The sequence below is a fragment of the Paenibacillus sp. FSL H8-0034 genome, from assembly GCF_038000305.1.
GTDB lineage: Bacteria > Bacillota > Bacilli > Paenibacillales > NBRC-103111 > Paenibacillus_S.
The window spans coordinates 7081198-7094294 of record NZ_JBBOBS010000001.1; the positions used below are offsets into that span (position 1 = coordinate 7081198).

Annotated in this window: 11 protein-coding genes; all 11 read right to left on the reverse strand. The window is 45.4% G+C overall.

Annotation, left to right across the window (positions count from 1 at the left end):
- Nucleotides 1–125: 125 nt before the first annotated feature.
- Nucleotides 126–2336 carry an AraC family transcriptional regulator gene (locus tag NST47_RS31640; RefSeq protein WP_341158685.1) on the reverse strand — a complete coding sequence of 737 codons (2211 nt, stop codon included), beginning with the start codon at nucleotides 2334–2336 and terminating at the stop codon, nucleotides 126–128.
- A 106-nt stretch (nucleotides 2337–2442) separates the two neighbouring features.
- Complete coding sequence (locus NST47_RS31645; protein WP_341158686.1) at nucleotides 2443–4092, reverse strand: extracellular solute-binding protein; 1650 nt, start codon at nucleotides 4090–4092, stop codon at nucleotides 2443–2445.
- 37 nt (nucleotides 4093–4129) lie between these two features.
- Nucleotides 4130–5005, reverse strand: coding sequence for a carbohydrate ABC transporter permease (locus NST47_RS31650; protein ID WP_341158687.1), 876 nt, complete (start codon nucleotides 5003–5005; stop codon nucleotides 4130–4132).
- Between the two features lie 12 nt (nucleotides 5006–5017).
- Nucleotides 5018–5992, reverse strand: coding sequence for an ABC transporter permease (locus NST47_RS31655; RefSeq protein WP_445667423.1), 975 nt, complete (start codon nucleotides 5990–5992; stop codon nucleotides 5018–5020).
- 149 nt (nucleotides 5993–6141) lie between these two features.
- Nucleotides 6142–7278: a glycoside hydrolase family 88 protein gene (locus NST47_RS31660; protein WP_341158688.1), complete on the reverse strand. Its 1137-nt coding sequence runs from the start codon at nucleotides 7276–7278 to the stop codon at nucleotides 6142–6144.
- Between the two features lie 273 nt (nucleotides 7279–7551).
- On the reverse strand, nucleotides 7552–8271 hold the full coding sequence (locus tag NST47_RS31665; protein WP_341158689.1) for a ThuA domain-containing protein: 720 nt from the start codon (nucleotides 8269–8271) through the stop codon (nucleotides 7552–7554).
- Nucleotides 8272–8294: 23 nt separating this feature from the next.
- On the reverse strand, nucleotides 8295–9362 hold the full coding sequence (locus NST47_RS31670; protein ID WP_341158690.1) for a Gfo/Idh/MocA family protein: 1068 nt from the start codon (nucleotides 9360–9362) through the stop codon (nucleotides 8295–8297).
- Between the two features lie 18 nt (nucleotides 9363–9380).
- On the reverse strand, nucleotides 9381–10406 hold the full coding sequence (locus tag NST47_RS31675) for a LacI family DNA-binding transcriptional regulator (RefSeq protein ID WP_341158691.1): 1026 nt from the start codon (nucleotides 10404–10406) through the stop codon (nucleotides 9381–9383).
- 29 nt (nucleotides 10407–10435) lie between these two features.
- Entirely contained in the window at nucleotides 10436–10990 is a 555-nt protein-coding gene (locus NST47_RS31680; protein WP_341158692.1) for an HAD family hydrolase, read from the reverse strand.
- Nucleotides 10971–11999: an ABC transporter ATP-binding protein gene (locus NST47_RS31685; protein ID WP_341158693.1), complete on the reverse strand. Its 1029-nt coding sequence runs from the start codon at nucleotides 11997–11999 to the stop codon at nucleotides 10971–10973. Before NST47_RS31685 ends, NST47_RS31680 begins: the two co-directional genes overlap by 20 nt.
- Before the next feature lie 2 nt (nucleotides 12000–12001).
- Nucleotides 12002–13063, reverse strand: coding sequence for an ABC transporter ATP-binding protein (locus tag NST47_RS31690; protein ID WP_341158694.1), 1062 nt, complete (start codon nucleotides 13061–13063; stop codon nucleotides 12002–12004).
- Between the last annotated feature and the right edge of the window lie 34 nt (nucleotides 13064–13097).

The window sequence follows — 13097 nt, forward strand, 5'->3', positions numbered from 1 at the left end:
AGTTCAACTTCGAAGTTATACCTACAGACGGGACTCTTGTTCAAAAGGTTGCAGCCGGAGTTAAAAAGATATACTTAGCCTGCCCATCCATAGTGGAGAATTAACCATATCACCTACAAAAGTCGTTACTGGTGTACTTTACGATAATCCCCGGGAGTCGTTCCCACCATCTTCTTGAAAGCCCGAATGAATGACATTTGATGGAGATATCCTACCTGCTCCGAAATCTCCTGGATCGGAAGCGTCGTTCCCCGCAGCAGTTCCTTCGCTCGCTCCATCCGGACCTGACACAGATAGACGACAAACTTTTCCCCGAACTCTTCCTTAAACAGAGTGCTCAAGCTGGATGTATTCATATGAAATTGCTCACCGAGTCCCGATAAGGACAAGTCCTGATTGCTGAAATTGTCTTCAATGTAGTCTCTAACCTTCTGGACCACGGCATGATTGCCCTTGCTTTCGCGAATTGCTGCCATTTTCCTCGCACAGACAGACAGATTCCTGGAATAAAAGGACTCCAGCTCGTCCAAGGTTTCCAGCATATCCATACTCTCATCCCACGGGGCCCGGAACTCCTGGTTCCACAGCTCCTGATATTCCGGTGGCAGCTCCATCATTTCCCGGTAAAAATAATAGTTCATATAGATGAGGATGCCGCTGATTTCCTCCTTAGGCAGCATCAGCCTTCTTAATCCGTCAAACAATAGCTTCAGCTGCTCCTCCCAGCCTTCATTGCCTACACGAAAGGCTTGAGCGATGGTCCGAACATACTGCAAATAAATAAAAAGATCATCATGTGACAGCAATTCGATCTCCCAATGACCGATGACCCGGTTGCTGCCAAGTGCCGATTTATAATCAAGGGCTCTAGCTGCTGACTCGTAGGACCGGGATATGGCAAACACCTCGGATACGGTACATCCTAAACCAAACGTCACAGTGAGCTTCAAATTATCCTGCATCCATAGACGGACCTGGTCAGAGAGGGCCAGCATATGATTTTCAGTCTGAAACTGCTGCTCATCGAAACACATGACACACAGTCTGTGATTGGTGACCCATTCCTGCCATATAAGCAGCCCCTGGGCTTCTGCCGTCTCATCAACCACTTTTTTTAATATATATTTAAATAGACCTTGATCCTTGCGGGAATGCCCACTAATAAACTCCATATACTTATCAATCTCAATAATGCTAACGGAGGCGCTCCCTAACACTTCCAAACCCATCTCGCGAAGCTCCGCATCCCACTCAGCCTGATCAATAACTTGGCTTCCTTCAACCAATTCCTGAAACAGACGCAAACGCCGATATTGATGATTTTCTTTATTTTGGTTCTCATAATCCCGAGTGAACTCCATCATGCTGTTAAGCGTATAATCAATATATTTGAGCTCATCCACAGTAGGCTCCTGAATGGAATGCTCTTTGTGCTGTTGATTGTATTTCTGAATTCGCGACATCATCGTTTCAATCGGCTTGTAATTCTTACGTGTAATATAGACGATCCACCCGATTCCAATAAGTAAACCGAGGAACCCGAATAAAAACCAACCACTGGTTACATAGCTGTATAGATGACCAATTCCAGCCGTCCGTAAACCGCTGTAATAGGTCCATCCCGTATAACTCGATAGGAGTTCCACATCGTCAGACTTTCGATCTCTGTGTGTTTGCTCGAATAAATAATTACCCGTACTATCCAGAACTGCAATTTGATTAACTTCTGAGCTCCCGTATTTCTCCAAAAATTCCTGAATCGCACTCACCCTGACATTCACTACAAGCAGTGAAATGCCTTTAGCATTAATCGGGACACCTTTGGCCATAGAAATGACCTTACTTTCATCACCTACATCCTTGAGTATGCGAAACACGCGGGGAGCACTCCAACTGCCTCTCCCAGAGTTATTTAAATTTTGTTCGATGTAGGAGCGATCTCCAAATTGTTCAATGGTAAGCTTCGTTTTATCACTGACAATCGTTCCATCTCCCGCTCGATATATGTAGACGGAATCGATCAGCGGATTGGTCGTTGTCATGCTTTGGAGCAGCTGAGACAATTCTATAATGAATGGCGAGTCACTTTCCATACCGGCAAACGAAGTGAGCTTATTGTTCCTTGTAATCGTCTCAATCATAATCATTTCTATCGATCTCAGGGACATGTCCATGCTGCTTTGTAGATTCTGAACATATACATGGCTTGATTTTATCGCTTCCTTCCTCGACAAATCGTTCAGTTGCACAATGCCTATGAAGATAAATAAACAGACGATCAAAAGAAGAACAGGCAAATAGGAAAGAAGCAAGCGATAAAACCAATTTCTTCTCATGAAGTATTCTCTCCTTCGCATTGATGATACGATTATCTTAACATATTGCCATACTCCCTTGGACAACAAAGAGAAGGCGAGGGGTCAGCTCGCCTTGCTCCTTGCCTTATTTCTGCATATACTTGTAGAAATCCTTCGTATAAACAACGTCTTTCTTATTATCTGTATAGGCTTGTGCAAAGAAGCTATCGATTTTCTTGCCACCGGCCTTGTCCCAAGCATCCATTGCATCCTTCATCGCTTGATCCACGGTATAGCTGCCGCCGCCAACAACCGCCTTGGTATAAATATTGGTAATCGTATTTTTAACTGTATTGTTAATGACAAGCAGATCATCCGGCAAGGTTTGAGGAATAAGAACCTCAAAGTGAAGCGGTCGGTCCGGTGATACATAAGCTTCTCTTCCTTGCTCCATAAGCTTCATATATTGCTGATCCAAAGGCTTATTCGGGTCCAGTTGATTGGAGAAATCTGCGCACTTGCCAAAGAGCGCTGTATTGCTCAACATTTGGTAATCACCATTCCAGCTAAGCTCCTTCTTGTTCTTGGCTGCATCAATAGGCTTCGGACAACCATTCTCCATCTTGTAATGCTCGCCTTCAAAGCCGAACATCAAGGTTTTCTGCGTCTCTTCGCTTACTAGCCAATCCACATACTTGATAACGGCTTCCACATTCTTGGCCGTCGCATTAATAGCGGCATTGAATTGAACCGGTGTGGACGTCGCCGGAGCGAACTGACCAAATTCGGACTTCGGCATAGGGAGTATCATAACCTCACCATCCGGATTGTTTTTCTTAAAGGTATCGTATACGCCATAGCCTTTAATACCTTCAAGATTATCTGAGCCATAAATACCGAGCTTGCCATTAACCCAATCCTGCTGAGCCTTAGCGCCAGTCTTGTCTGCGAATATATCCTTATCCACGGTTCCAGCATCATACAGCTTTTTCTTCATATCAATAACCGCTTTAGCGCGATCCCATGAACGTACGTACTGATCATTTTGCAATAAATAAGCACTTAACGTAGCAGGGTCAAACTGGTAAAAAAATTCGATATCGTGGAATGTGGTTCCGAGTGTGTCCTTCTTCCCATTTCCATCTGGATCCTGTTCCGTGAAAGCCTTGGCTGTTTGCAGGTATTCTTCGGTAGTTTTCGGTACCGGGAGCTTTAACTTATCCAGCCAATCCTTGCGGATCATCAGATAATGGTTGGGTGTGAACGGAAGCAATCTGCCAAAAAAATAAGTTTTACCATTATATAAGGTCGATTTCTGAATAACCGGGTTTTCCTTCAAAAACTTCTTATATGTCGTTGAATATTTCTCAATCGGTTCATCAAGCGGGATGATTTGCCCTTTTGATGCCAAGTCCTTTGTGTAGCTGTTGGTGAATTCCATGATCAGATCAGGCGCTTCACCGGATGCAAACATGACATTAAACTTCTCCGTAGAACTCGTTCTTGGAATGGGAATAAATTCAACCTGAACCGGAGCTTTTTCATTAATCCATTTGGTCCAACGATTATTGGTGATCGTCCCTTCGCCTTCGGGCACATTGTTACGATCATACACTGATACGGTTATTTTCGGTTTGGGCCCTTTAACCTGAGCAGCCTCCTTGCCGGAATCGGCGCCCGCATTGGGAGCAGCCTGCTTGCTGTCCGGAGTACTGCAAGCCGCCAAAACGGCAGTACTGCTTAATAATAACGCCAAGGTAACGGATACCGCTTTTTTACTGTGCTGTTTTTTCATAGTGACATTCTCCCCTTAACTACATCATAATGGCAAACTAACCTTTTACGGCTCCAATCATAACGCCTTTGACAAAATATTTTTGCAAAAACGGGTACACAATCAGCATCGGAAGCGTCAGAACCATAACCCCTGCAGCCTTCAGCCCTTCCGGAGTAAGACTTGCCGCCATATCAGGCTGAACATTCGTCATTTCCTGCATCAGACTCTGGCTCTGAATCATTTGCTGCACCAGGACAGACAAATTGTGCTTGCTCGAATCATTGATGTAGATCAGTACATTCATGAATGCATTCCAGTGACTGACACCATAAAATAACGATAAAGCAGCTAACACCGGTACGGATAACGGTAATACGATCTGTATAATCAGCCTCCACTCTGAACAACCGTCCATACGCGAGGCCTCCTCCAGTTCCTCAGGAATACCTTCAAAAAAGCTTCTGAGCACCATCAGATTCCACACGCTGACCAGACCCGGAAACCAGATCGCTCCGTATGTGTTGAGCAGCCCCAGGCTTTTGAGCAGCAGGTAGGTGGGGATCATCCCCGCTCCGAACAGCATCGTAAAAATGATGGCAAACGAGTACAATTTGCGTCCGATAAAATATCTTTTGGATAACGGGTAAGCGGCCAGCACAGTAAACAGCATGTTCAACGCGGTTCCGACTATCGTAATGATCAGACTATTTCGGAATGCTTTGAGGATTGGCGTTTCCGTAAATAAAGTGTTGTAGCCACTGAAATCCAGATTGACAGGCCAAAAGCTTATAGTTCCGGATGCCAGGGCATGCTTGTCACTAAGCGATAGCGCACATATATGTACAAGCGGCAGCACGCAGCTCATTCCGATCAGGAACATCACAAGGTAATTGAACGAATAAAATATTTTTTCTCCTGTTGTGCTTTTCATGAAATCCCCTCCTCACCACAAGCCTTGATTAAATCGCCGCGCGATTGCATTAGCCGTTAGCACAAGCACCAGTCCAACAAGTGATTCAAACAATCCCATCGCTGTAGCCAGACTAAATTGCGCTTGCTGAATCCCGATCTTGTACATAAATGTACTTATGACCTCCGATATATTGGCAACAGCATTATTCTGAAGCACATACACATGATCGAAGCCAACTTCCATCAGCTGGCCAATTTTCAAAATCAGCATAATAAAAACGGTTGGCAAAATTCCGGGTATCGTCACATTGCGCATCTGCTGCCACTTGTTCGCTCCGTCTATGCTAGCCGCCTCATAAAGGCTTTGGTCGATAGAGGTGAGTGCCGCTAAATAAATGATCGCCCCCCAACCCGCATCTTTCCATACACCAGAGGAGACATAAATGGCAACCCAGGAAGCTTCGTTATATAAGAAAGGATAGGTCGTTCCGAACAGCTGCTCCACCAGATGATTAATGGTTCCCGTGCTTTGTGAGAATACCGTAACGACGATCCCCCCGACAATTACCCAGTTTAGAAAATGTGGTAAATAAACAAAGGTTTGAATTGTCCGTTTGAACCATGCCTTGCGCATCTCGTTAAGCATCAGGGCCAGAATGATGGGCATCGGAAATCCGACAACAATATTTAATCCACTAAGCAGCAGCGTGTTCCACACGATACCCAGCATTTGGTCGTTATTGAAAATAAGCTCGAATGAACTGAATCCGGCCCAAGGGCTGCCCCAAATCCCTTTTATAAAGCTGTACTTCTTAAATGCGATGACTAAGCCCGCCATTGGAGAATATTTAAATAACAGGAAGAAAATTATTATAGGCAAAAACATAATGTACAAGGGAATGTTCTGCCTAAGAATCCGTCTTGAATACTTCCTCTCCAACCAGCTTGGTTTGGTTATGACTGGATCTCCGATGGTTGGTGGTGATGACGGAGCCGATGGTCTCATGGATGTCACTTCCTCGTATTGTGGTTTGAGCTCAATCGTATAGCACAGCAACTCATGATTCAATATACATCATTTCGCCGAATTAACATGCAGGCCTCCACACGATATTTCAACGACAATATACTTTTTTTCGAGCGATATACATGACCTTATTCCTCCGGCCCCCAGAACGAAGAGTGGCCTCTTAGCTTGGATAAAGCCTCCACGTAATAATAATCCCCATAAATTAAAGGTCTATTGATATTCTGGTTCATCGGAACGTTCCCAGTTCCATACAGTAAAATTGCCTCTTCGGTGTCGTCCGAAGTATACTGCTGCGTTAATGACTTCAAGATAGACAGAGCTTCTCCCTTATAAAATTCCGCCTGCTCTCCTTCCATTACAGCTGCCATGTCAAGCAGTCCGCTTGCTGCGATCGCAGCTGCACTTGAATCCTTTGGGCCATGCTCGAAGGTAGGTAGACGAAAGTCCCAATATGGCACCCTATCCTCAGGAAGGTTCGTCAAGAAATATCCCGCTGCACGTTCAGCAGCCTCCAAGAAGCCTGTCCGCCCAGTATGCCGATAACTTAGCACCGACCCGTAAATAGCCCATGCCACACCCCGCGCCCATGCCGATTTTTCTGCATACCCTTGTCCCCCGCGAGCACTGACACGTTCACCCGTCTCGGGGTCAAAGCAAACAATATGATAAGCCGATCCGTCGTCGCGAATGAAATGCTTTACCACCGTGTCCGCATGTGCCGTCGCAATATGCCTAAACCGCGGGTCCCCCGATTGCTTCGAGGCCCAATAGAGCAGAGGGAGGTTCATCATGCAGTCGATGATCGCCCAACCGACCCGCTCCGGCTGATTCCAGGCTCGAATAAATTGACCCTTTACATTGAATCTTGCCATCAAATGACTTGCAGCAATCATCGCTCTATGTCGGGACGCTTCATTCTGTGTAATTTGCCAATTCGCCACCGACGTGAGTGTCCACATGAAGCCAATATCGTGATCCAGCCGCTCATACTCTTGAAGCACCGTATCCAGCTTTTCTTCGCAGCTCTCTGCTAACTGACGCAGCTCCTCATCCTTCTGAACCTGATCCTGATACACCAACCATAACAATCCAGGCCAGAAGCCCGCTGTCCAATAGTGTGGCGGCATGAATTGAAATCGACCTTCGTGCGAACCGTGCGGAAATTGGGCGCCGATACGCGCGCTGGCGCTTGTTACTTTTGCAGCAGCCTTATCCCAGGCATCCTGTATCCATGACTCTGTATACAGTCCTTCCGTATTCAATGCTGTATCCCTCCCGTTTCTATAACAGCTACATAGCTAAGTAACTGAATAGCACCTAGCATAAAGCACCATGCTTGCAATTCTCAATATACATGTTTTCGCTTAGCTAACACGCTGGATGACTATAGCAACCGGGTCGTTTCTACCATTTTTCGCGTAGTTAACACAGAAGGCTCCGAATATATTCGCATTAAAAAAAGCCTCCCTCACCCATAAATGGTGATAGAAGCTCGCTTATGTCTCATCTCAGCTATAAACACAATAAGAATGCAATTATTTCTTAATTAGCTCAAGCGGCTCATGATGTCCATAGAACGTCTGCTCTCTTTGAATGGGAGCCGTCCATTTTACAGCATTGGCGATTACGCGATGAACGTCCTTGTTGTGATAGGTCGGATACGTCTCATGACCCGGACGGAAATAAAAGATTCTGCCCTGACCACGTCGGTAGGTGCAGCCGCTGCGGAACACTTCTCCTCCGGCAAACCAGCTTACAAAAATGAGTTCATCAGGTACAGGGATGTCAAAATGTTCTCCGTACATTTCCTCCTCGTCCAAATCGATATAAGGGCCGATGCCTTCTACAATAGGGTGAGACGGGTCAACGACCCACAGCCGCTCCTTCTCATCGGCTTCTCTCCATAAGAGGTCGCAGGATGTGCCCATAAGCTTGCGGAATAGCTTGGAATGATGCCCTGAATGCAGGACGATCAGCCCCATCCCCTTATGAACACGAGCGCAAATACGATCAACAACTTGATCCTGAAAGCCTTTATGATCCACATGACCCCAATAGATCAGCACATCCGTATTATCGAGCTTATCCTGGGTAAGTCCATGCTCAGGCTCATCAAAGGTTGCATAGGAAAGCTCAAATCCATCCTGCCTGATCCCATCGGCAATAGCTCCATGCATACCTTTGGGATAGATGTGTGCTACCTCCGGCTTACGCTGCTCCTGGAGAAATTCATTCCATATCGTTACTTTAATCATTGAATAGACTCCTTTTCATTCGGTTATGGTTGATTTAGGCTTCTGGTTACTCCATCTTTAGCTGAATCTATGATTGCTTGCAGCACCTGCTGATTACGGTATCCATCCATAAATGTCGGGAATAAAGGAGAATTCGCCTGATCCAGATAATCCACAAAATCCTGAAGCATCAGTTTCATGGGCTTCTCGTTTAAGTAAATCTTTTTTTCTATCAGCTCCAGGCTTTCGCCTTCTCTAACCGTCAAATGAACCTCGTTAGGCTGTTCGACTGAGATTCTGACCGTGCCCAGATCGCCAAACAAGGTCACATTAAATTGGTTGCCGGTTCCAAGCGCATTCTTATGTGTATAAAATGTGCCCATGACTCCACCTTCAAGCACACCCTGGAAGCCGGTAAAATCATCCACGTCGACTGCAGTTGGCTGTCCTGTACGCAAATCTATCCGTTGGTCAATAAATGTGCACATCAGCCCGGACACCTGTGTAAATTCCCCGACAAAAAAACGCGCCGCATCCACCATATGAGAGCCAATATCCGCCAATATACCCGACCCGGCCATCGCTTGATTAAACCGCCATGAATACTCCTTGTTAAACATAGGCGCATTTTCCTCTTGCAGGTAGTGGGCGGCAATATGCCGAATCCGACCTAAAGTACCTTGCTCGACAAGCTGCTTCACGTATTGGAAGCAGGGTCTGTATCGGTACGAAAACCCAACCATGCAAGGAATCGGATTGCGCTCATACAATTCCAACAGCTCATCTGCTTCGTCCATCGTACGTGTAAAGGGCTTTTCTGAAAATATCGGTTTGTTATAGGCAATCGCACATTTTAGAATGTCATAATGGAATTTATTGGATACCCCGGATATAACAAAATCAATTTCCGGATCCGCAATGATATCCTCGTACTGAATGTATCTTTTGCCTGCAGACAGTCCCAATCGGATGCCGACTTGTTCTACAGCCTGTACATTCACATCACAAATAGCTGCAACTCTTGTATTAGCGATTTTGGAGAGATTGTTCATATGATAGTCACCAATGCTTCCAAGCCCAATAATACCGACATTCCACATTTTATCGTTCATGGTATCCTCCTAAGGGGTTCAAATCGTTGAACAAGAGTCTCTTTCGATAATTTTGCTGTCGATAATTTTATTTTCCGGAAAATCGCCTTTTAACACGTCCAATTTGTGCATTAACAGTCTGACCGATTGAACCCCAAGCTCCGATGGCTGCAAATCCATACTTGACAAGGAAGGGTTGGATTGCACCATCATCGAAAGATCTCCGCATATGACGAATAGAGAAATATCCTCAGGTACCCTTAAACCCAGATCCTTGATAGCATTCAGCACGCTAAACGCCGTTCGGTCATCATCGGCAATAATGGCCGTTACTTGTTTCTTGAGCTTTCCCAATACGCGAATCGTCTCGGCATATCCATAATCCATGTATTCATTGGACAATATCGCTGGCTTATGGTGAATCATGTGCGGTTCCACTTCGATCTGGTGATCATGCATGGCCTGGATAAATCCCGCTGTTCTTACAATCGATACGGTCATCAGCTCGTTTGCATTCAAAAACATCAGATTGCGATGACCCTTATCTATGAAATAGCTGCATATGCTAGTAATAATTTTCATATTATCGTTATCTACACTTGCAGCATGATCAATATTGGCATTCATCACTTTCCCGACAGTAACAAAGGGAATTTGACCGAGATGCATCAGATCAATCCGCTCATCATCTGTTGTAGGACTCATAACCACAGCGCCATCAATCGGATAGCTCGACAAAAAGGGCGTCTTCACCTTCTGCAAAGGGATCATATCCAGCAGCACTCTGTATCCATAATAGGATGCTTCCAATATTACCGCGTTGATGAACTGCGTATGAAAGGCGTTGAAAAAGAAGCTGCCATGCGGTATCGTCAATCCGATAGCCATTGTTTTTTTGGTAACCAGGCTGCGCGCAATATGATTAGGCACGTAATTTAATTTCCTGGAAACACTCATGACCCGCTCTGTGACTTCCTTGCTCGTAGGTCTTTTTTGGCTAAAAACATTCGATACCGTCCCCTTGGACACCTTGGCTAATCTTGCGACATCATCAATTGTGGCCATATCTGATCAACATCTCCCCAAAAATCAATTCAGCCTAATTGTTGATTAAGCTTTTCCACTAGATCAATCAATTCCAGCGGATCACTGATCGTATAATCGGGAATCTCGCTGTCATCCGTATGTAATTTGGGGTATCTCGGTGTCCAGCTCAGAAAGATGCTCGTAATGCCCATTTCATTGGCACCCTTAATATCACGGCTCAGATTGTTACCTACCATGACAATGCGTGAGCAGTCCTGCTCAGTAAGATCCAAGGCTCCAATCGCGGCTTTAAACATCCGAGAGCTTGGTTTGTACGCTTTAACCGTTTCCGAATATACCATTGTGGCAAAATAGTCGTATAATCCATTGTCCGTCAATATATTTTTGAAGGATTGTGCGTAACCGTCAGCTACGATAGCCAGCGTATAGCCACGTTCAGCCAGCGTCCTGACCATCACATCCGCTCCGGGAATGACATTGGCCTGGATGACGATATCGTGATCGTCCCGAATTTCGGTGCCTTCATCAATGATCGTATCCCCGCAATCCAGAAATACAATTAATTTCTTGTGCTCGGAAAGTTTACTTGTCTTGTGACTCATGGTTTACGCCCCTTAATGTAAATTCGTTAGCATAGTGACATGCAGCATAATGATGGTCACCGACTAGCTGCAGCTCCGGCTCTTGCTGCATACACTTGTCGGTCTTATAAGCACACCTTGGATGAAAATGACATCCGCTTGGAGGATTGGCTGGATTCGGAACTTCGCCTTCTAGAATAATGCGATCTTTTTTCAGATGTGGATCTGGCTCGGGCACTGCCGATAGAAGCGCCTCGGTATAGGGATGCTTGGGATGGTCAAATAATGAATCCACAGGCGCTAATTCCACGATTTTACCCAAATGCATCACTGCTACCCTGTCGGAAATGTTTTGAACGATAGACAAATCGTGTGAAATAAAAATATACGTGATCTGCAGCTGCTGCTGAAGGTCCTTCAATAGATTAATAATTTGCGCTTTAATCGATACGTCCAAAGCCGACACCGCCTCATCGCAAACAATGAGTCTGGACTTGGAAACAAGTGCTCTGGCAATCGCAATACGCTGTCTTTGCCCACCGGAAAACGCATGCGGATAACGCTTAAGGTAGCTGACATTTAACCCGGTCTTTTGAGCGATTTCCGTGACTTTCTCATCCACCTCGGCTTTGCTCAGCTTGAAGTTGGCAATCAGCGGCTCGGAAATAATGTCATACACGCTCATTCTTGGACTGAGCGAGGAGTACGGGTCTTGAAAAATCATTTGAATATCTTTTCGGTACTTCTTGAACTCCTTACCCTGCAGCCCTAAAAAATTAACCTGCTCTCCGCCCTCAGTATGATAAAGCACCTCGCCTGAGCTTGCATTCATTCCTCTTACGATGCATCGGCCCAAGGTCGTTTTACCACAGCCGGATTCACCCACAATACTTAAGGTTTCTCCCTCCATCAGCTCAAAAGAAACATTGTTTAACACACGAATGTAAGAAGGTTTACTAAATAACTTGGTTTTGGATTTCACTTGAAAATCCTTATTTAGATTGTTTACATCCAAGATACGTTTAGACATATTTATTCTCCTTCATTCTTGTCCTTGTACAGAAAGCATCTAACCATATGATTGTCAGATAGCTGGGTTTTGGGTACCGCCTGCACATTGCATACGCCTTCAATCCGCTCCGTGCAGCGATCGTAAAAACCGCACATAGGGGGCAAATTAATAGCCATCGGAACCGTGCCTTCGATGGAATCCAGCCGTTTATTGCGGTCTGTGCCTAATTTGGGCATCGATTTGAGCAGGCCCTTCGTATAAGGGTGCTTCGGATTGTAAAATATTTCATCAACCGTCGATTGCTCTACGATTTTTCCCAAATACATGACCGCTACCTCGTCGCACATTTCTGCAATGATGCCCAGATCATGGGTCACCAGCAAAATCGCCATCCCAAATTCCTTCTGTAGTCCTTTCATAAGCTCCAGCACCTGCGCTTGAATCGTAACATCCAATGCGGTTGTCGGCTCATCCGCGATAAGCAGCTCCGGATTACAGGACAAGGCCATCGAAATCATCGCCCGCTGGCGCATGCCGCCGGAAAATTCATGCGGATATTGATCGAATCGCTTTTCCTGATCTGAAATCCCCACTTTACTTAACATTTCGAGCGCTATTTTCTTGGCTTCTTTTTTATTCTTTGTGCGGTGGATCAATATCGATTCCATGATCTGATTGCCAATCGTGTACATCGGTGAGAATGCTGTCATCGGCTCTTGGAAAATCATTGCTATTTTTCTGCCGCGAATGGAACGGATCTGTTTGCCCCGCGGGTCTAACGATAACAGATTCAAATTGTTTAACGTCTTCTCGGAAGTAGAGTGATACACAATCTGGCCTGTGGTTTCACACTCCTTCGGATTGATGCTGATGATGGCTCTACTGGTCAAGCTTTTGCCACAGCCGGATTCGCCCACAAGACCGAGCGTTTTCCCTTTTTTTATTTCGAAGTCGACTCCATCTACGGTTTTCATTTCCCCGTTATCCATTTGAATACGGATTTTGAGATCTTGAACGGAGAGAAGAGGTTGTTCAGATTCAGCCTGTGGAGCTATTGAAGCTTGAGAAGCCTGTGACGCCATAATATCCCCTCGCTATACTGAAATAGGTAACCGG